The sequence below is a fragment of the Sphingomonas sp. Marseille-Q8236 genome (assembly GCF_965112005.1).
Window position 1 is genome coordinate 2,428,124 of sequence record NZ_CBCOPO010000001.1, and the last position, 24,949, is coordinate 2,453,072.

29 protein-coding genes are annotated in these 24,949 nt (G+C 64.7%); 28 read left to right on the forward strand and 1 reads right to left on the reverse strand.

The window, feature by feature from the left end; all coding sequences use genetic code 11:
* Positions 1-36 precede the first annotated feature (36 nt).
* Genes gap through ACWPWT_RS11610 form a run of 3 tightly spaced genes read left to right on the forward strand, consistent with a single transcriptional unit; the run spans position 37 to position 2,719 of the window.
* The gene (gap, locus tag ACWPWT_RS11600) at positions 37-1,047 is read left to right on the forward strand and encodes a type I glyceraldehyde-3-phosphate dehydrogenase (protein WP_454279741.1); all 1,011 of its coding nucleotides are present in this window, start codon (positions 37-39) and stop codon (positions 1,045-1,047) included.
* 17 nt (positions 1,048-1,064) lie between these two features.
* Positions 1,065-1,523: an MOSC domain-containing protein gene (locus ACWPWT_RS11605; protein WP_454279742.1), complete on the forward strand. Its 459-nt coding sequence runs from the start codon at positions 1,065-1,067 to the stop codon at positions 1,521-1,523.
* Positions 1,520-2,719 (forward strand): phosphoglycerate kinase, encoded by a 1,200-nt coding sequence (locus ACWPWT_RS11610; protein ID WP_309701837.1) that lies wholly within the window; start codon positions 1,520-1,522, stop codon positions 2,717-2,719. Before ACWPWT_RS11605 ends, ACWPWT_RS11610 begins: the two co-directional genes overlap by 4 nt.
* Positions 2,720-2,891: 172 nt before the next feature.
* Here the strand turns inward: ACWPWT_RS11610 and ACWPWT_RS11615 are convergent, their stop codons facing one another.
* Positions 2,892-3,410 (reverse strand): TlpA family protein disulfide reductase, encoded by a 519-nt coding sequence (locus ACWPWT_RS11615; RefSeq protein WP_454279743.1) that lies wholly within the window; start codon positions 3,408-3,410, stop codon positions 2,892-2,894.
* A gap of 120 nt (positions 3,411-3,530) precedes the next feature.
* On the opposite strand from ACWPWT_RS11615, the gene ACWPWT_RS11620 reads away from it, so the two are divergent.
* The 25 genes from ACWPWT_RS11620 (at position 3,531) to ACWPWT_RS11740 (ending at position 24,881) form a co-directional block, all read left to right on the forward strand.
* Positions 3,531-3,761 (forward strand): ribbon-helix-helix protein, CopG family, encoded by a 231-nt coding sequence (locus tag ACWPWT_RS11620; RefSeq protein ID WP_309696361.1) that lies wholly within the window; start codon positions 3,531-3,533, stop codon positions 3,759-3,761.
* Positions 3,758-4,084, forward strand: coding sequence for a type II toxin-antitoxin system PemK/MazF family toxin (locus ACWPWT_RS11625; RefSeq protein WP_261268150.1), 327 nt, complete (start codon positions 3,758-3,760; stop codon positions 4,082-4,084). Before ACWPWT_RS11620 ends, ACWPWT_RS11625 begins: the two co-directional genes overlap by 4 nt.
* Before the next feature lie 32 nt (positions 4,085-4,116).
* The gene (locus ACWPWT_RS11630) at positions 4,117-5,025 is read left to right on the forward strand and encodes a class I fructose-bisphosphate aldolase (RefSeq protein ID WP_261268149.1); all 909 of its coding nucleotides are present in this window, start codon (positions 4,117-4,119) and stop codon (positions 5,023-5,025) included.
* A 101-nt stretch (positions 5,026-5,126) separates the two neighbouring features.
* Complete coding sequence (gene thiE / locus ACWPWT_RS11635; RefSeq protein ID WP_454279744.1) at positions 5,127-5,810, forward strand: thiamine phosphate synthase; 684 nt, start codon at positions 5,127-5,129, stop codon at positions 5,808-5,810.
* Positions 5,811-5,899: 89 nt separating this feature from the next.
* Entirely contained in the window at positions 5,900-6,025 is a 126-nt protein-coding gene (locus ACWPWT_RS11640; RefSeq protein ID WP_261268147.1) for a hypothetical protein, read from the forward strand.
* A 44-nt stretch (positions 6,026-6,069) separates the two neighbouring features.
* A complete protein-coding gene (locus tag ACWPWT_RS11645) occupies positions 6,070-6,633 on the forward strand; it encodes a M23 family metallopeptidase (protein ID WP_454279745.1) in 564 nt (187 codons plus the stop codon).
* Positions 6,634-6,706: 73 nt separating this feature from the next.
* Positions 6,707-7,270 carry an elongation factor P gene (efp, locus tag ACWPWT_RS11650; RefSeq protein ID WP_007403968.1) on the forward strand — a complete coding sequence of 188 codons (564 nt, stop codon included), beginning with the start codon at positions 6,707-6,709 and terminating at the stop codon, positions 7,268-7,270.
* Between the two features lie 127 nt (positions 7,271-7,397).
* The gene (locus ACWPWT_RS11655) at positions 7,398-8,210 is read left to right on the forward strand and encodes an inositol monophosphatase family protein (protein WP_261268145.1); all 813 of its coding nucleotides are present in this window, start codon (positions 7,398-7,400) and stop codon (positions 8,208-8,210) included.
* Between the two features lie 194 nt (positions 8,211-8,404).
* Positions 8,405-8,779, forward strand: coding sequence for an NADH-quinone oxidoreductase subunit A (gene ndhC, locus ACWPWT_RS11660; protein WP_294200152.1), 375 nt, complete (start codon positions 8,405-8,407; stop codon positions 8,777-8,779).
* Positions 8,770-9,354 carry a NuoB/complex I 20 kDa subunit family protein gene (locus ACWPWT_RS11665; RefSeq protein ID WP_373461756.1) on the forward strand — a complete coding sequence of 195 codons (585 nt, stop codon included), beginning with the start codon at positions 8,770-8,772 and terminating at the stop codon, positions 9,352-9,354. Before ndhC ends, ACWPWT_RS11665 begins: the two co-directional genes overlap by 10 nt.
* Entirely contained in the window at positions 9,351-10,187 is an 837-nt protein-coding gene (locus tag ACWPWT_RS11670; protein WP_454279746.1) for an NADH-quinone oxidoreductase subunit C, read from the forward strand. The genes ACWPWT_RS11665 and ACWPWT_RS11670 overlap by 4 nt, the downstream gene beginning before the upstream one ends.
* Positions 10,184-11,419, forward strand: a complete 1,236-nt coding sequence (locus tag ACWPWT_RS11675; protein WP_261268142.1) for an NADH-quinone oxidoreductase subunit D — start codon at positions 10,184-10,186, stop codon at positions 11,417-11,419. The genes ACWPWT_RS11670 and ACWPWT_RS11675 overlap by 4 nt, the downstream gene beginning before the upstream one ends.
* A gap of 41 nt (positions 11,420-11,460) precedes the next feature.
* Positions 11,461-11,766, forward strand: coding sequence for a nuclear transport factor 2 family protein (locus tag ACWPWT_RS11680; protein ID WP_454279925.1), 306 nt, complete (start codon positions 11,461-11,463; stop codon positions 11,764-11,766).
* Complete coding sequence (locus ACWPWT_RS11685) at positions 11,766-12,440, forward strand: complex I 24 kDa subunit family protein (RefSeq protein WP_261268141.1); 675 nt, start codon at positions 11,766-11,768, stop codon at positions 12,438-12,440. The genes ACWPWT_RS11680 and ACWPWT_RS11685 overlap by 1 nt, the downstream gene beginning before the upstream one ends.
* A complete protein-coding gene (gene nuoF / locus ACWPWT_RS11690; protein WP_042483195.1) occupies positions 12,440-13,750 on the forward strand; it encodes an NADH-quinone oxidoreductase subunit NuoF in 1,311 nt (436 codons plus the stop codon). Before ACWPWT_RS11685 ends, nuoF begins: the two co-directional genes overlap by 1 nt.
* Positions 13,750-15,768, forward strand: coding sequence for an NADH-quinone oxidoreductase subunit NuoG (gene nuoG, locus ACWPWT_RS11695; RefSeq protein ID WP_454279747.1), 2,019 nt, complete (start codon positions 13,750-13,752; stop codon positions 15,766-15,768). The genes nuoF and nuoG overlap by 1 nt, the downstream gene beginning before the upstream one ends.
* On the forward strand, positions 15,765-16,820 hold the full coding sequence (nuoH, locus tag ACWPWT_RS11700; RefSeq protein WP_307099710.1) for an NADH-quinone oxidoreductase subunit NuoH: 1,056 nt from the start codon (positions 15,765-15,767) through the stop codon (positions 16,818-16,820). The genes nuoG and nuoH overlap by 4 nt, the downstream gene beginning before the upstream one ends.
* Positions 16,817-17,302, forward strand: a complete 486-nt coding sequence (nuoI, locus tag ACWPWT_RS11705; RefSeq protein WP_042483186.1) for an NADH-quinone oxidoreductase subunit NuoI — start codon at positions 16,817-16,819, stop codon at positions 17,300-17,302. The genes nuoH and nuoI overlap by 4 nt, the downstream gene beginning before the upstream one ends.
* A 49-nt stretch (positions 17,303-17,351) precedes the next feature.
* A complete protein-coding gene (locus ACWPWT_RS11710; RefSeq protein WP_454279748.1) occupies positions 17,352-17,963 on the forward strand; it encodes an NADH-quinone oxidoreductase subunit J in 612 nt (203 codons plus the stop codon).
* Positions 17,960-18,268, forward strand: a complete 309-nt coding sequence (gene nuoK / locus ACWPWT_RS11715; RefSeq protein WP_007404079.1) for an NADH-quinone oxidoreductase subunit NuoK — start codon at positions 17,960-17,962, stop codon at positions 18,266-18,268. Before ACWPWT_RS11710 ends, nuoK begins: the two co-directional genes overlap by 4 nt.
* A 5-nt stretch (positions 18,269-18,273) precedes the next feature.
* On the forward strand, positions 18,274-20,361 hold the full coding sequence (nuoL, locus tag ACWPWT_RS11720) for an NADH-quinone oxidoreductase subunit L (protein WP_454279749.1): 2,088 nt from the start codon (positions 18,274-18,276) through the stop codon (positions 20,359-20,361).
* Between the two features lie 7 nt (positions 20,362-20,368).
* The gene (locus ACWPWT_RS11725; RefSeq protein ID WP_454279926.1) at positions 20,369-21,919 is read left to right on the forward strand and encodes an NADH-quinone oxidoreductase subunit M; all 1,551 of its coding nucleotides are present in this window, start codon (positions 20,369-20,371) and stop codon (positions 21,917-21,919) included.
* Positions 21,919-23,382: an NADH-quinone oxidoreductase subunit NuoN gene (gene nuoN, locus ACWPWT_RS11730; protein ID WP_454279750.1), complete on the forward strand. Its 1,464-nt coding sequence runs from the start codon at positions 21,919-21,921 to the stop codon at positions 23,380-23,382. The genes ACWPWT_RS11725 and nuoN overlap by 1 nt, the downstream gene beginning before the upstream one ends.
* A 5-nt stretch (positions 23,383-23,387) precedes the next feature.
* A complete protein-coding gene (locus ACWPWT_RS11735; protein ID WP_454279751.1) occupies positions 23,388-24,092 on the forward strand; it encodes a biotin--[acetyl-CoA-carboxylase] ligase in 705 nt (234 codons plus the stop codon).
* Between the two features lie 9 nt (positions 24,093-24,101).
* Entirely contained in the window at positions 24,102-24,881 is a 780-nt protein-coding gene (locus ACWPWT_RS11740; RefSeq protein ID WP_454279752.1) for a type III pantothenate kinase, read from the forward strand.
* Positions 24,882-24,949: the final 68 nt, after the last annotated feature.

Consider the following 24,949-nt stretch of genomic DNA (forward strand, 5'->3'; position numbering starts at 1 on the left):
CCAGGCAGTGCCCGTATGAGACAGGAGCTTGCTGGCATGACGGTCAAGGTTGCAATCAATGGTTTCGGCCGCATCGGTCGACTGGTCGCGCGCGCCATCCTGGAGCGTGGTAGCGACGCCTTGGAACTCGTCGCGATCAACGATCTCGCCGACGCCAAGTCCAACGCCTGGCTGTTCAGCCGCGACAGCGTCCATGGCCGCTATCCGGGCGAGGTGTCGGCCGACGGCAACGACATCGTGATCGACGGTAAGCGCATCCGCGTCACCGCCGAGCGCGACCCCGCGAACCTGCCGCACAAGGAACTGGGCGTCGACCTGGTCCTGGAGTGCACCGGCTTCTTCACCGACAAGGCGTCGTGCGAGAAGCATATCGCGGCGGGCGCGAAGAAGGTGCTGATCTCGGCCCCCGGCAAGAATGTTGACCTGACCGTCGTCTACGGCGTCAACCATGACAAGCTGACCGCCGACCACACCATCGTGTCGAACGCCTCGTGCACCACCAACTGCCTGGCGCCGGTCGCCAAGGTGCTGAACGATGCGATCGGGATCGAGCGTGGCCTGATGACGACGGTCCACGCCTATACCAACGACCAGAAGATCCTCGACCAGATCCACCCCGATCTGCGTCGCGCCCGCGCCGCCGCCATGTCGATGATCCCGACCACCACGGGTGCTGCCCGCGCGGTGGGCGAGGTTCTGCCGGAACTGAAGGGCAAGCTGGACGGCTCGGCCATCCGCGTGCCGGTGCCCGACGTCAGCCTGGTCGACCTGACCTTCACCCCGGCGCGCGACACGACCAAGGAAGAGGTCAACGCGATCCTGAAGGCGGCGTCGGAAGACGGTCCGCTGAAGGGCGTGCTGGTCTTCTCGGACGAGCCGCTGGTGTCGATCGACCTGATGCACTCGCCGCAGTCCTCGACCGTCGACAGCCTGGAGACGGCGGTGATCGACGGCAAGCTGGTGCGCGTCGTGTCGTGGTACGACAATGAATGGGGCTTCTCGAACCGCATGGTCGATACCGCGACCGCGATGGCGAAGTTCCTCTAATGACCGACGGGCGGGCGATGACCGGGCGTCTGACCGGCATCGCCCGCCATGCCGTGCCGAAGGGGCCGATGGAGGTGATCGATGCCGCCATCGTCACCCTGGCGGGCGGCATCGAAGGTGACTGTCGCGGCCGGGTGAAGCCTGGCGGGCGCGGGCGGCGTCAGGTGACGCTGATCGAGCGGGCCGACTGGGACGCCGCACTTGCCGAGATCGACCGCGACATCCCCTGGCAGGCGCGCCGTGCGAATCTGCTGGTCGAGGATTTCGACCTTCCCCAAATTCCGGGTACCCGGCTGCGTATCGGGCCCGTCCTTCTGGAAATCACCATGGAATGCGATCCGTGCCACCGCATGGACGCGATCGCCGACGGATTGCAGGCGGCCCTCAGGCCCGACTGGCGCGGTGGCGTATGCACCCGCGTGATCGAGGGTGGCACGATCCGCATCGGCGATAACATCAGGATCGAGGAATCATGACCAAGGCCTTCAAGACGCTCGACGATATGGGCGATGTCCAGGGCAAGCGCGTGCTGGTCCGCGAGGATCTGAACGTGCCTATGGCCGATGGCCGCGTGACCGACGACACCCGCCTGCGCGCGACGATCGCGACCGTGACCGAACTGGCCGACAAGGGCGCGATCGTCCTGGTCCTCGCCCATTTCGGCCGCCCCAAGGGGCAGCGTAACCCCGACTATTCGCTGGCGATGCTGACCCAGCCCTATAGCGACGTGCTGGGCCGTCCGGTCCGCTTCATCGACGATGTCGCGGGTGAGGCGGCGGAAGCGGCGGTCGCGACGCTGAACCCCGGCGATATCGCGATCCTTGAGAATACGCGCTTCCATGCCGGTGAGGAAAAGAACGATCCCGAACTGGCGGCGCAGATCGCCAGGCTGGGCGACTTCTACGTCAACGACGCCTTCTCGGCGGCGCACCGCGCGCATGTCTCGACCGAGGGACTGGCGCGCCAGCTTCCGGCGTTCGCGGGCCGCGCGATGGAGGCCGAACTCGACGCACTGGAAAAGGCGCTGGGCAATCCGCAGCATCCGGTCGCGGCGGTGGTCGGCGGAGCCAAGGTCTCGACCAAGCTCGCGGTCCTCAAGCATCTGGTCGGCAAGGTCGACCACCTCATCATCGGCGGCGGCATGGCCAACACCTTCCTCGCCGCGCGTGGGGTCGATGTGGGCAAGTCGCTGTGCGAGCATGACCTGACCGGCACCGCCGAGGAGATCCTCGACGCCGCCGACAAGGCGGGCTGCACCGTCCACCTGCCTTATGACGTGGTGGTCGCCAAGGAGTTCAAGCCGAACCCCGCGACGCGCACCGTCAACGTGCACGAGGTCGCCGCCGACGAGATGATCCTCGACCTGGGCCCCAATGCGGTCGAGGCGCTGGGCGATGTGCTGAAGAACTGCCGCACGCTCGTCTGGAACGGCCCGCTCGGCGCGTTCGAGACGCCGCCCTTCGACATGGCGACCGTCGCGCTCGCCAAGACGGCGGCGGCGCTGACCCAGGATGGCAGCCTCGTTTCGGTCGCGGGCGGTGGCGACACCGTCGCCGCGCTCAACCAGGCGGGCGTGGGGACGCAGTTCAGCTTCGTCTCGACCGCGGGCGGCGCGTTCCTGGAATGGATGGAAGGCCAGGACCTGCCGGGCGTCGCCGCGCTGATCGCGTGACGTTTGACATAAGCGAGTAAGTGGGACGCGTTCATTAATGGATGTGTCCACCCCGGCGAAGGCCGGGGTCCAGTTGCTAGGCGTTTGTGACAAAGTCCTTTGCGGACCGCGCGCCACATCGTCCGCCGAAACTAGACCCCGGCCTTCGCCGGGGTGGTGCTAAGATTGGTCTTTACGACCCCGTCGCCGCTGGCGGCGGGGTTTCCTTTAGAAGCGGCACCAGCAACTGGTTAAGGTCGCTCAGTCCGAACGCGGCGGCCTTGGCGTAGCGGACCCGCCCGCTGCGATCGATGATGTAATTGGTTGGCACCGCGCCCAACGTGGCATAGGGCCCCTTGATCCGTCGCGCCGATGGCATCGTCATCGCGGCGAACAACGGCTTCAGCTTGTAGAGCGGCAGCGAGTCCTCGGTGGCGATCGCAAAGACCTTCAGGCCATGCGGCGCCTGGATGCGATAATATTGGTCGAGCAGCGGCAGTTCTGCCCGGCACGGTCCGCACCATGTCGCCCAGAAGTTCAGCACCACCACCTGTCCGCGCAGATCCGCCAGCCGGACATGGCTGCCGTCGATCAGCGTCAGCTCGAAATCGGGTGCCATTTCGCCGACCTGGGGTGCGGATTTGGCGACGACCGGGGATGCGGCGGGCGTCACGGCCAGCATGGCGGCCAGCGCCCAGCGAAATCCGTTCATCCCGATCTTCTCCCCAATCTGCCCTGCATCAGAATGATCCCGTGCACTTTGTGCCGTCAAGGGCGCTTGATCCGACTTGTCGGACTTGCTACGTTGAACGTGTTAAACGAAGGAGTGGCGATGCTCGGCGTCCGTCTCGACACCGAATTGGAAGAACGGCTGGCGGCCGTGGCGCGGACGCAGGGCCGCAGCAAGAGCGACATCGCGCGCGAAGCGGTGCGGCGCTATGTCGACCTGCATGACGAGGCGTATCGCCGCGAGGCCCGTCGCCAGTCGACCCGCGCGTCGAAGCGCGACACGCCGGAGGATTTCGCCTTTTGGAACGCGCTGGCACAGGAGGCGGATGCATGAAGATTTCGCACGCCGCCATCGTGCTCGCGACGACGGGAGAAGGGGGCGATCATCGCCCGTTTCTGGTCGTCCAGTCCGACCTTTACAACGAAACCCACAACACGATCACCGTCTGTCCGATGACCTCGGTCGTGGGGGGCGAGGCGCTGTTCCGCGTCGCCTTTTCCCCACGCGAGCATACCGGGCTGACCGTCGAGTGCGAAGTGCAGGTCGACAAGATCCTGTCCATCCCGCGCAATCATATCGTCAAACTGCTCGGCCATGCCTCGCCCACCCGGATGGAGCAGGTCGATCAGGCCCTGCGCCGCTGGCTGATGCTCTGACCCGTTCCCCAAACCCAATCTGGAGAGAATCGATGACCCCGACCGTGAAGGCCATTCTCGACAAATATGAAGCCACGCCCGCGGCCGTGAAGGCCAATCTGGCGCGCATCCTGATGCAGGGACGGCTGGGGGGCACCGGCAAGCTGATCATCCTGCCGGTCGACCAGGGTTTCGAGCATGGCCCCGCGCGCAGCTTCGCGATCAACCCGCCCGCCTATGACCCGCACTACCATTTCCAACTGGCGATCGACGCCGGGCTGTCGGCCTATGCCGCGCCGCTGGGGATGCTGGAGGCCGGGGCGGACACGTTCGCGGGCCAGATCCCGACCATCCTGAAGATCAACAGCTCGAACAGCTGGGGCACTTCGATCACGCAAGCCGTGACGGGCAGCGTGCAGGACGCGGTGCGGCTGGGCTGCGCGGCGATCGGCTTCACCATCTATCCGGGCTCGGACGGCATTTTCGACGCGATGGACCAGATCGCGATCCTGTCGGCCGAGGCGCGCGAGGCGGGTCTGGCCACCGTCATCTGGAGCTATCCGCGTGGCGGCAAGCTGACCAAGGACGGCGAACTGGCGCTCGATGTCGGGGCCTATGCCGCGCACATGGCGGCGCAACTCGGCGCGCATATCATCAAGGTAAAGCTGCCCACCGCCCATATCGAACAGGCCGAGGCGAAGTCCGCCTATGAAGGCACCGATTGGTCCAACCAGGCCGACCGCGTGCGCCATGTCGTCGAGTCGAGCTTTGCGGGCCGTCGGATCGTCGTCTTCTCGGGCGGTGCGGCGAAGGGCGCGGACGCCGTCTATCAGGATGCGCGAGACATTCGCGATGGCGGCGGCAACGGCTCGATCATCGGCCGCAACACCTTCCAGCGCCCGCGCGACGAGGCGTTGGCGATGCTCGACAAGCTGGTCGCGATCTACAAGAACGAAGAATAAGTTCTTGGCAGGTTTGGGCGTTCCGGTTGGGGAACCGGGACGCCCATTCCCTCCGCTCGTCACAGGTGACGGCGGGGGCGACAGGCGCTAGGGAGAGCGCCATGACGCTTGATGATGATCCCCTAGGCCCGCTCGATCCCAATTTTGCCGCGGCCTTCACCCGCGATGTGCGGCGGCCCCCTTGCCAGCTTTACCTGATCTCGCCGCTCGACGTGACCGGCGGTTTCGCCGATCGTCTCGCACGCGCGCTCGACGCCGGGCCGGTCGCGGCCTTTCAGTTCCGCGTGAAGGATGTGGATCAGCATAGCGCCGCCAAGCTGGCCGAACCGCTTCAGCGCATTTGTGCCGATCGCGAGGTGGCGTTCATCGTCAATGACAGCATCAGCCTCGCCAAGCGGCTGGGTGCGGACGGGGTGCATCTTGGCCAGGAGGATGGCGACGCGCGCGAAGCCCGCGATGTGCTGGGCCCCTCGGTCCAGATCGGCGTGACCTGCCATGACAGCCGCCATCTGGCGATGGAGGCGGGCGAGGCCGGAGCGGACTATGTCGCCTTCGGGGCCTTTTACCCGACCACGACCAAGGAAACGAAGCATCGCCCCGAACCGGTGGTGCTGTCCTGGTGGTCCGCGCTGTTCGAACTGCCCTGCGTCGCGATCGGCGGGATCACGCCCGCCAATGCGGCGCCGTTGGTCAAGGCGGGAGCGGATTTCCTCGCTGTCTCGGGCGCAGTGTGGAACGGCGACGAAGCGGCGGCGATCAAAGCCTTTGGCGAGGTCTTGCGCTGACGCCCGCGGCGTCATCCGTTGCGCAACGGAAACAAGCGGCCATGGCCTGCGTTTACTTCGGGATCGATCCACTGACCTGAGGAGCGGGCGTGAAGAGACTGGCAATCGCGATGGGCGGCGGCGTGTTGATGGCGTTGGTCGCGGTTGCAACCCACCCGTCGCCCGCCCCGGCGGCGCAGGCATCCTCCGACGGCCCGGCGACCCTAGCACGATGAGGCGTGGCGGGGGCAGGGGGCCGCTGTCGCGTTTCGGCTGGGTGATGCTGGCCCTGATCGTGATCGGGGTCGGTGGCTTTCTGTCGATGCTGTCCTTCGGTTCGGGCGACGTTGTCGTACCCGAGGTCGCAGCGCCCGAAAAACAGGCGGCGGCGGGAAGCGCGGCGGCGCTGGCCATGCCGATCGCCGATTATCCCGTGGCCTCTTTGCATCAGGACTGGGGCGACCCGCGCGAGGGTGGGGCGCGGAAGCATCAGGGGCTGGACCTGATGGCCCCTGCGGGCACGCCGGTCGTCGCCGCCTTGCCGGGAACGATCGAAAAGCTGTTCGACAGCGACCGTGGAGGTCACACCCTCTATATCCGCTCTATCGATCGCCGCTGGAGCCTCTATTACGCGCATCTGCAAGGCTATGCGGCGGACATCGCCGAGGGGCAGCGTGTGCGGCAGGGGCAGGTCGTCGGCTATGTCGGGGACAGCGGCAATGCGGGGGCGGGCAACACCCATCTGCATTTCGGAGTGAGCTGGATGCGCGCTGGCGACGCCTGGTACCAGGGGGAGCCGGTCGATCCCTATCCGCTGCTTGCCGGAAAGACCGCTTCGAGCTAAAGCGGCCGACACGGACCGCCGGGCTGCGTTTTCGCCCCGGCATCCTTCGCTCTTTCCAGCAGGTTGAAGACCCATGAAGATCAGCGGCGTGGACATTCGTCCCGGCAACATCATCGAGTATGAAGGCGGCATCTGGCGCGCCGTGAAGATTCAGCACACCCAGCCCGGCAAGGGCGGTGCGTATATGCAGGTCGAGATGAAGAACCTCATCGACGGCCGCAAGACGAACGTCCGCTTCCGCTCCGCCGAGACGGTCGAGCGCGTCCGTCTGGACACCAAGGACTTCCAGTTCCTGTTCGCCGAGGGTGACGACCTGACCTTCATGGACAAGGAAAGCTATGAGCAGATCACGCTGCCGCGCGACCTGCTGGGTGACGCCGCCGCATTCCTTCAGGACGGCATGGACGTCGTGATGGAACTGCACGAGGAAAAGCCGATCTCGGTCCAGCTTCCCGACCAGATCGAAGCGACGATCGTCGAGGCCGACGCCGTGGTGAAGGGGCAGACCGCCTCCTCGTCGTACAAGCCCGCCATCCTCGACAATGGCGTCCGCGTGATGGTGCCGCCGCACATCGCCAGCGGCACGCGTATCGTGGTCGACGTGTACGAACAGACCTACGTCCGCCGCGCGGACTAATCGGTATCGGTGGATGACCGGCGCGGCTTGAGCGCGACCCCGTCATCCGCCGTCCCGGCCCGTCGTTCGCGGCGGGCCTTTTCACTTGCAGCGCCCGAGATGCAGCGGCGCGACCGAAAGGACGATCATGGCCTCGCACTCCGGGCTTCTCACCATCATGGAACGCGCCGCGCGCAAGGCCGCCCCGCGTCTCCGCCGCGACTTCAACGAGGTCCAGCACCTCCAGGTCAGCCGCAAGGGGCCCGCCGACTTCGTCTCGATGGCCGACAAGCGCGCCGAGGAAACCGTCTTCGAAGAGCTGAAGAAGGCGCGCCCCGATTGGAACTTCCTGATGGAAGAGGGCGGCGAGGTCAAAGGCGATCCGTCCAAGCCGCGCTTCATCATCGATCCGCTCGACGGCACTTCCAACTTCCTGCACGGCATCCCGCATTTCGCCATCTCGATCGCGGTCGAGGAGCCGCTGGCGAACGGCAAGCGTGAGGTCACGACGGGCCTGATCTATCAGCCGCTGACCGATGAAAGCTTCTGGGCAGAGAAGGGCCGGGGCGCGTGGTTGCAGGACGGTCGCCTGCGCGTGTCATCGCGCCGCGATCTGTCCGAGGCGTTGATCTCCACCGGCATCCCGTTCCTGGGGCATGGCGATTTCGTCCAGTGGAGTCGCATTTTTGGTGCGATCGCGCCGCAGGTCGCCGGCATCCGCCGCTTCGGCTCGGCCGCGCTCGACCTCGCCTGGGTTGCTGCGGGCCGTTATGACGGTTTCTGGGAATCGGGCCTCAAGCCCTGGGACGCGGCGGCTGGCATGCTGCTGGTGCGAGAAGCGGGCGGTTTCGTCAGCGACTTCCGGGGCAGCGACAAGTCGCTCGAACGTGGCGAGTATCTGGCGGCCAATGAGGGGCTGCATTCCAAGCTCCACAAGCTTCTGGCGAACGCGCTGCGTTGACGAATGAAGGGATTTTAAGCGCAATCGCTTGCAGCTATTGCGCTTAAACCTCTCAATTCCCATGTAAAAATCTGTCGAATGGGGTGAATGGCACCGTTCAGTTGCGATTCATTCTCATGCCTCCGCTGGCTTGCTCCGGCGGGTTCATCGGCCTAAAGCCATCCGCATCCAGTTCCGCATCTGCGAGAGAAAACTTGGTCGATCTGTCGCAATATCTGCCGATCCTCCTGTTCCTGGGCGTTGCCCTGGCACTGTCGACGGCCTTTGTGTTTCTGCCGATGCTCGTGGCGCGCCTCACCGGTGCGCATAAGCCCAACGAGCAGAAGCTGTCCGAATATGAATGCGGCTTCCCCGCGTTCGAAGACCCGCGCAGCCAGTTCGACGTGCGTTTCTACCTCGTCGCGATCCTGTTCATCATCTTCGATCTGGAAGCGGCGTTTCTGTACCCCTGGGCGGTGAGCGTCTTCAGCCTCGGCTGGACCGCCTGGTTTTCGATGATGATCTTCATCGGCGAGCTCGCGCTGGGTCTCGTCTATGCGTGGAAGAAGGGAGCGTTGGATTGGGAGTAAATCTTCACTCCGGTCCGGTTGAGTTCAAGCCGCAGGCCCATGGCGGAGTCGTCCATGATGGCCAGGCCGTCATTCAGCCCGATCAGGGCTTTTTCGACGGGCTGAACGGCGAACTGACCGACAAGGGCTTCCTCGTCACCTCGACCGAGGAGCTTTTCCAATGGGCGCGCACCGGCTCGCTCTGGTGGATGACCTTTGGTCTGGCATGCTGCGCGGTGGAGATGATCCACGTCAACATGCCGCGTTACGACATGGAGCGCTTCGGTGCCGCGCCGCGCGCGTCTCCGCGCCAGTCGGACGTGATGATCGTCGCGGGTACGCTGTGCAACAAGATGGCCCCGGCGCTGCGTCGTGTGTACGACCAGATGTCGAACCCGAAATATGTCATCTCGATGGGAAGCTGCGCCAATGGCGGCGGCTATTATCATTACAGCTATTCGGTGGTGCGCGGCTGTGACCGGATCGTGCCCGTGGACATCTATGTCCCCGGCTGCCCGCCGACCGCCGAAGCGCTGCTGTACGGCGTGATGCAGTTGCAGCGGAAGATCCGCCGCGCCGGGAGCATCGAACGGTGAGGGCGCCTGCTCCCCGTTTCGCCTCGAACGATGGCGTGATCGATGCGGCCCGCGCTGCTCTCGGGCCATGGTTGCTCGATGCGCGCGATCATGTCGGCGAAGTCGCGCTGGTCGTGGACCGTGCGAACCTCGTTTCGGCGATGACCGCGCTTCGCGACGCCAAGGGGCTGGAATATCAGCAGCTCATGGAGATCGCCGGTGTCGACTATCCGGAACGCGACGAGCGTTTCGAGGTGGTCTATTGCCTGTTGTCGCTGACCCGCAACCACCGCCTGCACGTCCATGTCTCGACCGACGAGGACAAGCCGGTGCCGTCGGTGACGGGCCTGTGGCCGGTCGCGGGCTGGCTAGAGCGTGAGGTCTATGACCTGTACGGCGTTCTGTTCTCGGGCAATAGCGACCTGCGTCGCATCCTGACCGATTACGGCTTCCGCGGCCATCCGCTGCGCAAGGACTTCCCGCTGACCGGCTATACCGAGCTGCGTTACTCGGAAGAGGAAAAGCGCGTCGTCTACGAGCCGGTGAAGCTGGCCCAGGATTTTCGCAATTTCGACTTCCAGAGCCCGTGGGAAGGCGCCGAATACGTCCTGCCGGGCGACGAGAAGGGCGCCCAGCCGCAGGGCAAGGGCGCGCAAACCCCAGCAAGTGCGGATGCGGTGAAGAAGGCCGATGCCGCGCCGGACAAGACGGCCGCCGCCAACGCGCCCGAAACCAAGACCACCGAGAGCCCCAAGCAGACGGGCGCGGGTCAGCCGCATCCGGGCAACAAGGCCGAGGACAAGCCCCAGGATCCGGACGTCGTGCCGAGCAAGGGCGGAGGACAGAACCAGTGAGCGACTATGTCGACGAACTGCTCCACAAGACCGATGCCGTCGACCCGACCACGGGCGACGTGTCGATCCAGAACTATACGATCAACTTCGGTCCGCAGCATCCGGCGGCGCACGGCGTGCTTCGCCTTGTCATGGAGCTGGACGGCGAGATCGTCGAACGGGTCGATCCGCATGTCGGCCTGCTGCATCGCGGCACCGAGAAGCTGATCGAGTACAAGACCTATTCGCAGGCGCTGCCCTATTTCGATCGCCTCGATTACTGCTCGCCGATGTGCATGGAGCACAGCTATGTGCTCGCGGTCGAGAAACTGCTCGACCTCGAAGTGCCGCTGCGTGCGCAATATCTGCGGACGTTCTTTGCCGAGCTGACGCGTATTTCGAACCACATGCTCAATCTGGGCAGCCATGTGATGGACGTCGGCGCGATGACGCCGAACCTGTGGATGTTCGAAATCCGCGAAGACTGCATGAACTTCTATGAGCGCGCCTCGGGCGCGCGCATGCATGCGAATTACTTCCGCGTCGGTGGCGTCCACCAGGACGTGCCGCTCAAGCTGTTGACTGATATCGCCGACTGGCTCGATACCCGTCTGCCGCAGCTGTTCGAGGATGCGATCGGTCTGGTCGCCAACAACCGCATCTTCAAGCAGCGCAATGTCGACATCGCGGTGGTGAACCGTGAGGACGCGATCAAGTGGGGCTTCTCCGGCCCGATGATCCGCGGCTCGGGCATTCCGTGGGACCTGCGCAAGTCGCAGCCCTATGACGCCTACGACAAGGTGGACTTCGACGTGCCGGTGGGCACCAGCGGCGACTGCTATGACCGGTTCATGGTGCGCGTCGAGGAAGTGCGCCAGTCGGCCCGCATCATGAAGCAGTGCCTGGCGCAGATGCCCGAGGGGCCGGTGCTCGCCACCGACCGCAAGGTCACGCCGCCCAAGCGCGGTGAGATGAAGCGCTCGATGGAAGCGCTGATCCACCACTTCAAGCTCTATACCGAAGGGTATCACGTCCCCGCCGGTGAGGTGTATGTCGCGACCGAAAGCCCCAAGGGCGAGTTCGGCGTGTATCTCGTCTCCGACGGATCGAACAAACCCTATCGCTGCAAGATCCGGCCGACCGCATTCAGCCATCTCCAGGCCATGGAATTCATGTCCAAGGGGCATATGCTGGCCGACACGACCGCGATCCTGGGCGCGATGGACATCGTGTTCGGGGAGTGCGACCGTTGAGCGCGATCGACACGCCTGCGCGCATCGCGATCGGCCGCCAGATGGTCGCGCATTACAATGCACAGGACGCCGACGCCTATGTCGCGCTGATGACCGAAGATGCCTGCGAGGCGGGCTATCGCGGCGCCGTCCTGCGCGACGGTCGCGAGGGCGTTCGTTCGGGGCTGAAGGCGATGTTCGCGCAGTTCCCGCAGAACCGCGCCGAGATCGTGGCCGACCAGGCGTTCGGTCAGACCGTGCTGCTGCATGAAAAGGTCGAACGCGCGCCGGGTGGCGAGGCGTTCGAGGTCATGTCCATCTATTCCTTCGAGAACGACAAGGTGTCGCGCGTGGAGTTCATTCGCTAATGGCCGACGCAGCCATCATTCCCGACGAGGCCGAAGTCCGCGCCCGCTGGGGCAATTTCGCCTGGACGGACGAGAACCAGAAGAAGGCGAACGAGATCCTCGCGCGCTATCCCAAGGGCCGCGAACAGTCCTGCTCGATCCCGTTCCTTGATCTGGCGCAGCGCCAGGTGGGCGCGGAGACGCATACCCAGGGCTGGCTGCCCGTGCCGGTGATCGAGTTCGTCGCGCGCCAGCTGGGTGTCGCGTACATGCGCATCTATGAGGTCGCGACCTTCTACACGATGTTCAACCTGGCGCCGGTCGGTCGCTATCACGTCCAGGTTTGCGGCACGACGCCGTGCATGTTGCGCGGGTCGGACGACGTGCTGGCGGCGTGCAAGAACAAGGGGCTGATCAAGGGCAAGACCACGCCCGACGGCCTGTTCACGCTGACCGAGGTCGAGTGCATGGGCAATTGCGCCTCCGCGCCGATGGTCCAGATCAATGACGACAATTTCGAGGATCTGGATTACGACCGCACGGTCTCGATCCTGGAAGCGCTGGCACGCGGCGAGAGCCCCAAGACCGGCACGCAGGAGCCAGGTCGTCACACGGTCGAGCCGATCGGCGGTCCGACCACGCTGACCGCCATGGTCGGCGACAATCACGACTATCGCGGGGAGTGGGGCGCATAATGCTCGCTGACAAGGACCGCATTTTCACCAATCTCTACGGCTATCAGCCGTGGAACGTCGACGCGGCGATGAAGCGCGGCGATTGGGACAATACCAAGGCGCTGCTGGAGCTCGGCCAGGACAAGATCATCGACGTCATCAAGGCGTCGGGTCTGCGCGGGCGCGGCGGTGCGGGCTTCCCGACCGGCATGAAGTGGAGCTTCATGCCCAAGGAACCGCGTCCCGACCGGCCGAGCTTCCTGGTCATCAACGCCGACGAGTCCGAGCCGGGTTCGTGTAAGGACCGCGAAATCATCCGCCACGATCCGCACAAGCTGATCGAGGGCGCGCTGGTCGCGGGCTTCGCGATGCGCGCGCGGGCGGCCTATATCTATATTCGCGGCGAATATATCCGCGAGGCCGAGACGCTGTTCGCAGCCGTGGCCGAGGCGTATGACCGGGGTTTCCTGGGCAAGAATGCCTGTGGCTCGGGCTATGACTTCGACGTCTTCGTCCATCGCGGCGCTGGCGCTTACATCTGCGGCGAAGAGACCGCGATGATCGAAAGCCTGGAGGGCAAGAAGGGCCAGCCGCGCCTGAAGCCGCCTTTCCCGGCGGGTGCGGGCCTCTATGGCTGCCCGACCACGGTCAACAATGTCGAGTCGATCGCGGTCGCCCCGACGATCCTGCGGCGCGGCGCTGAGTGGTTCTCCTCCTTCGGGCGCGAGAACAACAAGGGCACCAAGCTTTTCCAGATCTCCGGCCATGTCGATCGCCCCTGCGTGGTCGAGGAAAGCATGTCGATCAGCTTCCGTGAGCTGATCGAGAAGCATTGCGGCGGCATTCGCGGCGGCTGGGACAATCTGCTCGCGGTGATCCCGGGCGGTTCGTCGGTGCCGCTGGTGCCCGCCGCCGAGATCATGGACGCGCCGATGGATTTCGACGGCCTGAAGGCGGTCGGATCGGGCCTGGGCACGGCGGCCGTGATCGTCATGGACAAGTCGACCGACATCGTCCGCGCGATCAGCCGTCTGTCCTATTTCTACAAGCATGAAAGCTGTGGCCAGTGCACGCCGTGCCGTGAAGGCACCGGCTGGATGTGGCGCGTGATGGAGCGGATGCGCACCGGCGATGCCGACGTCTCCGAGATCGACACGTTGTTCCAGGTGACGAAGCAGGTCGAAGGCCACACCATCTGCGCGCTCGGCGACGCGGCGGCCTGGCCGATCCAGGGCCTGATCCGCCACTTCCGCCCGGAGATGGAACGCCGGATCCGCGAACGCAAAGGCGAGACGGGCGGCAACGCCCCGATGATGGAAGCTGCCGAATAATGCCTAAGGTCAAAGTCGACGGCGTCGAGATCGAGGTGCCCCAGGGCGCCACCGTGCTGCAGGCCTGCGAGCTTGCGGGCAAGGAAATCCCGCGCTTCTGCTATCATGAGCGGCTGTCCATCGCGGGCAATTGCCGCATGTGCCTGGTCGAGGTGAAGCCTGGGCCCCCCAAGCCGCAGGCGTCGTGTGCGCTTCCGGCGGCCGAGAATCAGGAAATCTTCACCACCACCCCGATGGTGAAGGCCGCGCGCGAAGGCGTGATGGAATTCCTGCTGATCAATCACCCGCTGGACTGCCCGATCTGCGATCAGGGCGGCGAGTGCGACCTGCAGGATCAGTCCATGGCCTATGGCAAGGGCCATAGCCGCTATGACGAGAACAAGCGGGCCGTCACCGAGAAGTACATGGGTCCGATCGTCAAGACGGTCATGACCCGCTGCATCCAGTGCACCCGCTGCGTCCGCTTCGCGGAAGAGGTCGCGGGCGTGGAGGAAATCGGCGCGATTTATCGCGGCGAGAATATGCAGATCACGTCCTATCTCGAACAGGCCGTGTCGAGCGAACTGTCGGGCAATGTCGTCGACCTGTGCCCGGTGGGCGCGCTGACGTCCAAGCCCTATGCGTTCGAGGCGCGTCCCTGGGAGCTGAAGAAGTCGCTCGCCATCGACGTGATGGACGCGGTCGGCACCAACATCCGCCTCGACAGCCGTGGTCGTCAGGTGCTGCGCTGCGTGCCGCGCATCAATGACGAAGTGAACGAGGAGTGGGCGAGCGACAAGACGCGTCATGCGATCGACGGCTTGGTCCGTCGTCGTCTCGACCGACCGTTCATTCGCCGCGACGGCAAGCTGGTGCCCGCCACCTGGGACGAGGCCTTCGCCGCGATCCGTGACGTGAACGCCGGTTCGAGCGTTGCCGCGATCGCTGGCGATCAGGTCGATTGCGAGACGATGTTCGCCGCCAAGGCGCTGCTGGCCAAGATGGGCTCGAGCCTGCTCGAAGGCCGTCAGACCGGCATGGATTACGACACGTCGAGCCTGGCCGCGGTCAACTTCAACACGACCATCGCGGGCGTCGAGCGCGCCGACGCGATCCTGCTGATCGGCACCAATCTGCGCTGGGAAGCGCCGCTGGTGAACACCCGTATCCGCAAGGCGATCAAGAAGGGCGCGAAGGTCTTCGCCATCGGCCCCGAAACCGACCTGACCTACAAGGTCGAGTGGCTGGGCGCCGACCTGTCGGTGCTGGGCAACCTGCCCGAGGCAGTGACCGAGTTGTTCGGCAAGGCCGCGCGTCCGATGGTCGTCGTCGGTGGCGGTGCGATCAAGGGCGCGCATGGCGCGAGCCTGAAGCTGGTCGACCAGTTCAATCTGGTGCGCACGCTGGAAGACGGTTCGGCCTGGAACGGCTATAATGTCGTCCATATGGCGGCCGCGCGCATGGGTGGTCTGATGCTCGGCTATGCGCAGAAGGGCGGCATCGCCGACGTGGTCGCGGCCGCGCCGAAGCTCGCCTTCTTCCTGGGCGCCGACGAGGTCGATTTCGCCAAGTTCGGCAGCAGCTTCAAGGTGTTCGTCGGCCATCATGGCGACAAGGGTGCGCATCACGCCGATGTCATCCTGCCGGGCGCGACCTATGCCGAGAAGTCGGGCACCTGGGTCAACCTCGAAGGCCGGGTGCAGCGTGGCGAGCGCGCGGTGTTCGCACCGGGCGACGCGCGCGACGACTGGACCATCTTCCGCGCGCTGTCCGAGGTTCTGGGCCAGACGCTGCAGTTCGACACGCTCGATGAACTCCGCGCCGCGATGGCGGCCGAGGTTCCCGCGCTGGGCCAGGTCGGTCTCGTCACCTTCGACTGGGCCGCGCCGTCGCTGAACGCGACCGCGTCGGGCACGATCGAGGGCTATCCGATCAAGGACTTCTACCTCACCAACGCGATCTGCCGCGCCAGCCCGACGATGCAGCGCTGCTCGGCCGAACTGGTCCATGGTGAAAGCTATGCGGAGGCAGCGGAGTGACCGCGTTTTTCAACACGACGCTTGGCCTTCCTTATGGCTGGGCCTGGACGATCGCGACTTTGGTCGGGATCCTGGCGATCGCGCTGCCGCTGATGCTGGCGGTGGCGATGGTCATCTATGTCGACCGCAAGATCTGGGCGGCGATGGCGCTGCGCCGTGGTCCGAACGTGGTCGGCCCCTTCGGTCTGCTCCAGTCCTTCGCCGACGGTCTGAAGGTTTTCCTTCAGGAAACCATCGTTCCGGCCGCCGCCAATCGCGGGCTGTTCCTGCTGGCGCCGATCATCACCTTCACGGTCGCGCTGATCGTCTGGGCGGTGGTGCCGTTCCAGCCGGGCGTGGTCGTCGCCAACATCAATGTCGGCCTGCTGTACGTCCTCGCCGCCTCGTCGCTGGGCGTGTACGGCGTGATCCTGTCGGGCTGGGCCTCGAACTCGAAATATCCCTTCTACTCGGCGCTTCGTGCGGCCGCGCAGATGGTGTCCTATGAGGTCGCGATCGGCTTCATCCTGATTTCGGTCGTGATGTGGTCGGGCAGCTTCAACCTGACCGACATCGTCGAGGCGCAGAAGAGCGTGCTGGGGATTCCGGTCAACGGCTTCTTCCTCAACCCGCTGCTGTTCCCGATGGCGGTGATGTTCTTCATCTCGGCGCTGGCCGAGACGCAGCGCGCACCGTTCGACCTGACCGAAGCGGAGTCGGAGCTCGTCGCGGGTTACCAGACCGAATATAGCTCGATGTCGTTCGCGCTGTTCTGGCTGGGTGAGTATGCCAACGTCATCCTGATGTGCGCGCTGAACGCGATCCTGTTCTGGGGTGGCTATCTGCCGCCGCTCGACTGGGCACCGCTTTATGCCGTGCCGGGTATCGTCTGGCTGCTCTTGAAGATGTGCTTCTTCTTCTTCGTGTTTTCCTGGGTGAAGGCGACCGTACCGCGCTATCGGTACGACCAGCTGATGCGGCTGGGCTGGAAGGTGTTCCTGCCGGTGTCGCTGTTCTGGGTATTCTTGGTGTCTGGCGTGCTGATGTATGCGCGCGTGGGAGTTCCGGCATGAGCGTCGCTCAGTACGTCAAGGCTTTTACGCTGTGGGAGTTCGTGAAGGGCCATGCGCTGACCCTTCGCTACTTCTTCAAGCCGAAGGCGACGATCAACTATCCGTTCGAGAAGAACCCGATCTCTCCGCGCTTCCGGGGTGAGCACGCGCTGCGTCGCTACCCCAATGGCGAGGAGCGGTGCATCGCGTGCAAGCTGTGCGAGGCGATCTGCCCCGCCCAGGCGATTACGATCGAGGCGGAACCCCGCGACGACGGCAGCCGCCGCACGACGCGCTATGACATCGACATGACCAAGTGCATCTATTGCGGGCTGTGCCAGGAGGCCTGCCCCGTGGACGCCATTGTCGAGGGTCCGAACTTCGAATTTTCGACCGAGACCCGCGAAGAGCTGATCTACGACAAGTCGAAGTTGCTCGATAACGGTGACCGCTGGGAAAGCGCGATCGCGGCGAACCTTGCCGCCGATGCGCCGTACCGTTAAAGCCCGCGACCAACGGTTCGGGGCGGACAGAAAAGGGGCCTGACAGGCAGTGATACAGGCTATCGCCTTCTATATTTTCGCGACCGTGGTGATCGTGTCCGCAGGGCTCACGATCGCGTCGCGCAATCCGGTGCACTCGGTCATGTGGCTGATCCTGGCGTTCTTCAACGCTGCGGGCCTCATGGTGCTGTGCGGGGCCGAGTTCATCGCGATGCTGCTCGTCATCGTCTATGTGGGCGCGGTCGCGGTGTTGTTCCTCTTCGTCGTCATGATGCTCGATATCGAGGTCGCGGCGATGCGGGCGGGCTTTGCGCGCTATCTGCCGCTGGGCCTGGCACTCGCCATCGCCCTGCTGGCCGAGGTCATCATCGCCTTCCAGGCGTGGAGCGTCGGCGGCGTGCAACTGGCGGCCCGTGCGGCCCCGATCGCGCCGGAGGTGTCCAACATCCAGGCGATCGGCAACCTGCTGTACATGCGCTATCTGTTCATCTTCGAGGGTGCGGGCCTGGTCCTGCTCGTCGCGATGATCGGCGCGATCGTGCTCACGCATCGCAAGCGCGGCGGCGTCCGTCCGCAGAACATCGCCAAGCAGAATGCGCGTCAGCCGCATGAGGCGATCCGCAACATCAATCAGCCCATCGGGCAGGGGGTGGAACTGTGACGATCGGTCTCGTCCATTATCTGGTCGTTGCAGCGATCCTGTTCACCATGGGGGTGCTGGGTATCTTCCTCAACCGGAAGAACCTGATCGTCATCCTCATGGCGATCGAGCTCATCCTGCTCGCCGTGAACCTGAACCTGGTCGCCTTTTCGGCCGCGCTTCAGGATCTGGTGGGACAGGTCTTCGCCATGTTCGTGCTGACCGTGGCCGCCGGTGAATCGGCGATCGGTCTGGCGATCCTGGTCATCTATTTCCGTGGCCGCGGCACCATCGCGGTCGACGATGTCAACCGGATGAAGGGGTAATCGGGTTGATCCTCGCTATCGTCTTCCTGCCGTTGCTGGCCGCCGCCATTGCGGGGTTCGGCAACAAGGCCATCGGGAACGTGCCCGCCAAGGTCGTCACGACCGGCGCGCTGCTCATTTCCTGTGCGCTGTCCTGGCCGATCTTCATCGGCTATCTGTCGGGCGCCAATGTCGCGACGGTTACGCCGGTGCTCCATTGGATCACCAGCGGCACCATGTCGGTCGACTGGGCGCTGCGCGTCGACTCGCTGACGGCGATCATGCTGGTGGTCATCACCAGCGTCTCGGCGCTCGTCCACCTTTATAGCTGGGGCTATATGAGCGAGGAGCCGGATCAGCCGCGCTTCTTCGCCTATCTCTGCCTCTTCACTTTCGCGATGCTGATGCTCGTGACGGCGGACAATCTGGTCCAGATGTTCTTCGGCTGGGAAGGCGTGGGTCTCGCGTCCTACCTGCTGATCGGCTTCTGGTTCCGCAAGCCCTCGGCCAATGCCGCCGCGATCAAGGCGTTCGTCGTCAACCGCGTCGGCGACCTCGGCTTCATGCTCGGCATCTTCGGCACCTTCCTGGTGTTCGGGACCGTCTCGATCCCGGCGATCCTGGCGGCGGCCCCCGGCATGGCCGGTTCGACCATCGGCTTCCTGGGCTATCGTTTCGACACGATGACCGTGCTCTGCCTGCTGCTGTTCGTCGGCGCGATGGGCAAGTCGGCGCAGCTCGGCCTCCACACCTGGCTGCCGGACGCGATGGAAGGCCCGACCCCAGTGTCGGCGTTGATCCACGCCGCGACCATGGTGACCGCGGGCGTGTTCATGGTGTGCCGCCTGTCGCCGATGTTCGAAACGTCGCCGACCGCATTGGCTGTCATCACCGTGATTGGCGCCTGCACCTGCTTCTTTGCCGCCACCGTCGGCACGGTGCAGACCGACATCAAGCGCGTCATCGCCTATTCGACCTGTTCGCAGCTCGGCTATATGTTCTTCGCGGCCGGCGTCGGCGCGTACGGCGCGGCGATGTTCCACCTGTTCACCCACGCCTTCTTCAAGGCGCTGCTGTTCCTGGGTGCGGGCTCGGTGATCCATGCGATGCACCACGAGCAGGACATGCGTTACTATGGCGGCCTGCGTCGCCACATCCCGCTCACCTTCTGGGCGATGATGATGGGTACGCTGGCGATCACCGGCGTCGGTATCCCGGCTCTGTTCGGCAATCCGATGGCGTTCGGTTTTGCGGGCTTCCACTCGAAGGACGCGATCATCGAGGTCGCCTATGCGGGTGGTTCGGGCTTCGCCTTCTGGGCGGGCGTGATCGCCGCGCTGCTGACCAGCTTCTATTCGTGGCGCCTGATGTTCCTGACCTTCTGGGGCAAGCCGCGCTGGGTCGCGTCGGAGCATATCCAGCACGCGCTGCACGACGCGCACGGGCATGGCGATCATGAGCATACCCATGATCCGCACCCGGCGAACGAGGATGCCGGCGACGAGCCGCACGTCCATGGTCCGTCGCAGGAGGAACTGCCCGAGGGCACGGGTGGCTATCATCCGCATGAGAGCCCGCTGGTCATGCTGATCCCGCTGATCGTCCTGTCAATCGGCGCGATCGCGGCGGGCTTCGTCTTCCACGGCTGGTTCATCGAGCCGGAGTCGGGCGAGAGCTATTGGAAGGGCGCGATCGCCTTCAACGAGCACCTCATGCACTCGATGCACGGCGTGCCGGTGTGGGTGAAGCTGTCGGCGACGGTGGTGATGCTGCTCGGTCTGCTGACCGCGTATCTGACCTATATCCGTGCGCCGGAATCCCCGGCCAAGTTCGCGGACCAGTTCCGCATCCTGTACCGCTTCCTCCTCAACAAATGGTATTTCGACGAGATCTACCAATTCCTCTTCGTGCGCCCCGCTTTCGCGATCGGCCGGTTCCTGTGGCACCGTGGCGACGAGAAGACGATCGACCGCTTCGGCCCCAACGGCGTTGCCTGGCTTATCCAGCAAGGCAGCAAGGGTGCGGCGCGCTTCCAGACGGGATACCTCTACAGCTATGCCTTCGTCATGTTGATCGGCCTGACCGCGGCCGTCACCTGGGCCATTTTGGGTTGATCGCGTGATGCAGGGCTTCCCGATCCTCTCCGTCATGCTGGCGGTCCCGGCTGTTGCCGCGATCGCCTGCCTTTTCCTCAACGCGCAAGGCGCGCGCATGCTGGCGCTGGCCGCCACGCTGGTCGACTTCGTCCTGGGTATCATGCTCTGGACGCAGTTCGACGTGGGCGGCGCGCAGTGGCAGTTCGTCGAACATGCCCCCGGCATTTTCGGCCCGTTCGGCTGGTCGCTCGGCATCGACGGCTTCGCGCTGCTACTGATCATGCTCAGCGTGTTCCTGATGCCGATCTGCATCGGCGCCAGCTGGCGCGCGATCGACAAGCGCGTTCCCGAATATATGGGGCTGTTCCTGTTCACCGAGGTGCTGATGATCGGCACCTTCGCGGCACAGGACCTGTTCCTCTTCTACGTCTTCTTCGAAGCCGGCCTGATCCCGATGTATCTGATCATCGGCATCTGGGGCGGGGCGAACCGCATCTACGCGTCGTACAAATTCTTCCTGTACACGCTGCTCGGCTCGCTGCTGATGTTCGTCGCGATGCTTTATATGGCGCGCACGGCGGGCACGACCTCGATCCCGGCGCTGCTGGCCTATGACTTCCCGACCTCGGTGCAGACCTGGCTGTGGGTCGCCTTCTTCGCCTCGTTCGCGGTCAAGATGCCGATGTGGCCGGTCCACACCTGGCTTCCCGACGCGCACGTCCAGGCGCCGACGGCGGGCTCGGTCATCTTGGCGGGCGTCCTACTGAAGCTGGGCGGCTATGGCTTCCTGCGCTTCCTGCTGCCGATGTTCCCGGAAGCGAGCGGACAGCTGACCTGGCTGATCTTCGCGCTGTCGGCGGTGGCGGTGATCTATGCCTCGCTGGTCGCGCTGGTGCAGTCCGACATGAAGAAGCTGATCGCCTATTCGTCGGTCGCGCACATGGCGATCGTGACCATCGGCCTTTATGCCTTCAACCAGCAGGGCATCGAAGGCGCGATGATCATGATGCTCAGCCACGGTCTGGTATCGGGCGCGCTGTTCCTATGCGTTGGTGTCATCTATGACCGGCTGCACACCCGTGAGATCGCGCGCTATGGCGGGCTGTCGATCAACATGCCGAAATACGCCGTGTTCTTCCTGTTCTTCACCATGGCGTCGATCGGCCTGCCGGGCACCAGCGGCTTCGTCGCCGAGTTCCTGTCGCTGATGGGCACCTATCAGGTGTCGACCTGGACGGCGCTGCTCTGCACCACCGGCATCATCCTGGGTGCGGCGTATATGCTCTATCTCTACCGGCGGATCGCTTATGGCGAGGTCAAGTCGGACGAGGTTGCGGCGATGCCCGACATGTCGGCACGCGAGCTCTGGCTGCTGGCCCCGATCGCGGCGGTGACTTTGTGGATGGGTGTCTATCCGGAAAGCTTCCTGGCGCCGATGCGCAAGGACGTGACGATCCTGCTCCAGCGGATCGACCGCGCGAACCCCGGTTCGGACAGCCGCCCCACTGCCGGTAACCCGGCACTGGCCACCACCCATGCCCCTGAGCACCAAGCTGCGCACGGGGAGGCGCACTGATGAGCTATTCGTTGAACCTCTTGATGGTCCTGCCCGAGCTGGTGCTGACCCTCGGCGCAATCGCGCTGATGCTCGTCGCCGCCTGGGGCGGAACCGCCTCGACGCGCGGAATCTCCATTGCGGCGGTGTTCGTGCTGGCGGGGGCGATGGTCGCGCTCGCCGGTCCGGCGACCACGGGCGGGCTGGCCTTTGGCGGCCTGTACCGGGCGGATGCCTTTGCCGGTTTCGCCAAGGTCCTGATCTATCTGGCGACCGCAGTTGCGATCATCATGGCGCCGCGCTTCTTCGCCCGCTCGCCGGGTGAGGATCTGCGTCCCGAATATCCGATCCTGATGCTGCTCTCCTCGGTCGGCATGGGCATGATGGTGTCGGCGGGCGATCTGTTGACCCTCTATGTCGGTCTCGAGCTGCAGAGCCTGTCGGCCTATGTGCTGGCGAGCTTCATGCGTCGCGATGGCCGCTCGGCCGAAGCGGGTCTGAAATATTTCGTGCTGGGCGCGCTGGCGTCGGGCATCCTGCTCTACGGCATCTCGCTGGTCTATGGTTTCACCGGCTCGACCGACTTCGCCCAGATCGCGGGTGCCTATGGCCGTGACGCGGCGATGGGCACGCGCTCGCTGGGCCTGATGTTCGGCCTGGTGTTCGTGTTCGCAGGGCTCGCGTTCAAGATGTCGGCGGTGCCGTTCCACATGTGGACCCCGGACGTCTATGAGGGCGCGCCGACCCCGGTGACCGCCTTCTTCGCCTCGGCCCCCAAGGTCGCGGCGATGGCGCTGGCGATCCGCGTCGCGGTCGAGGCCATGGGCTCAGCGGTGCAGCAGTGGCAGCAGATCGTGACCTTCGCCGCGCTGGCTTCGATCATCCTCGGCGCCGTGGCGGCGATCGGGCAGACCAACATCAAGCGGCTGCTCGCCTATTCGTCGATCAACAATGTCGGCTTCGCGCTGATCGGTCTGGCGGCCGGCACGGCGCAGGGCGTCGCGGCGGTGCTGACCTATCTGACCATCTACGTCATTATGACGCTGGGTGCGTTCCTCATCGTCATCCGCATGCGTGACGAGCAGGGCAATCCGATGGAGTCGATCGCCAGCCTGTCGGGCCTGTCCCGCACGCGTCCGGCGCTCGCCTGGGCGATGGCCTTTTTCATGTTCTCGGTCGCGGGCATCCCGCCGCTGCTTGGCTTCTATGCCAAGTTCGCGGTGTTCAACGCGGCGGTCGCGGCGGGGCTTTTCCCGCTGGCGGTGATCGGTGTCGTCGCTTCGGTGATCGGTGCCTATTATTATCTCCGCATCGTCAAGACGATGTTCTTCGACGAGGCCGTCGGGGCTTGGGACAATAGCGATGCGCAGCCGGTCGAGAACGGCCTGATCGCGCTGTCGGCGCTGTTCGTCTCGCCGGTCGGCTATCTGGCGATCCCGCTTCTGGGTGCCTGGTCGCTGGCGGCCGCTCGGGCGCTGTTCTGAGCCGATTGCTGCACGTCCCGGAAACGGGATCGACCAATGCCGATCTTCGCCAGCTCGCGGATGCGGGCGGCGAAGACGGTCTCTGGCTCCGTGCCGACCGCCAGACGGCGGGGCGGGGGCGCCAGGGGCGGGAATGGTCCTCGCCCTCCGGCAATTTTTACGGATCGACCCTGGTGCGTTTGCATCCGGGCGATCCGATGCCCGCCACGCTGGCGCTGGTCGCCGCCGTGGCGATCGAGGAGGCGGTCCGCGCCTGCCTGCTCGAAATGGGGGGGCGGCTCTGCCTGAAATGGCCCAATGACCTGCTGATCGACGGCGCCAAGCTGTCGGGCATACTTCTGGAGCGTAGCGGCGATGCGGTCGTCATCGGCATGGGGATCAACCTGGCGTCGGCCCCGGACCTACCCGATCGCGCCACGGCCGCGCTCCGCGATCATGGCGTCGATGTCGCGCCCGCGACGATGCAGGCGCTGCTCGCCGAGGCGATGACGCGTTGGGTCGCGATCTGGCGCGCGTCCGGCTTATCCGCTGTCATCGCGCGTTGGGAGGAAAGGGCGCATCCCCGAGGTGCCGCGTTGACCGCTCGACTGCCCGATGGTCAGGTGCTGAACGGCGTGTTCGAGGGGCTGGCGGGCGATGGCGCGCTCCGGCTCGGCTTGGCGGATGGCACCACCCATGTCATCCATGCCGGTGATATTTTCCTGCTCTGAAGGATCCCCATGCTGCTTGCGATCGATGCCGGGAACACGAACGTGGTCTTCGCGCTGCTCGAAGGGCGGACGATCAAGGGCCGCTGGCGGATCGCGACCGACCCGCGCCGTACGGGTGACGAATATGCCGTATGGATCAGCCAGTTGCTGGCACTGGAAGGCTATGCGCGCGAGGATGTGACCGGCGTCATCATCGCGACCGTGGTGCCACGCGCGCTCCATAATCTGGAAGTGTTGGCACAGAAATATTTCAAGGTCGATCCCCTGATCGCGGGGCGTGGCGCCGCCGAATGGGGTATCGCGATCGACGTCAATGAACCGGCCTCGTTGGGGGCGGACAGGGCGGTGAATACGATCGCCGCGCATGCTCTTTATCCCGGCGACCTGATCACCATCGATTTCGGCACCGCGACGACCTTCGATGTCAGCGATTATCAAGGCGCGTACAAGGGCGGGATCATCGCACCCGGCATCAACCTGTCGCTCGACGCGCTGGTCACCGCCGCCGCGAAGCTGCCCCGCATCGCGATAGAGGCGCCGCAAAGCCGCAACGTCGTCGGCCGCAACACGGTTGACCAGATGCATATCGGCATCTTCTGGGGCTATATCGCCATGATCGAAGGGCTCGTCGCACGGCTGAAGGCGCAGGTCGGTCGCCCGGTCAAGGTGCTGGCGACCGGCGGTTTGGCGGCACTGCTCAGCCCGCATACGGAAGTATTCGATCACATCGAGCCCGATCTGACCATTCAGGGGCTGGCGATCCTGTGGGAACGGTCCCATATTCAATGAACGAGTTTCGGTGACGGACAGCCCGCGAACGGCCGCAGGGCGTCCCGATCCGCAAAAACAGATGACCG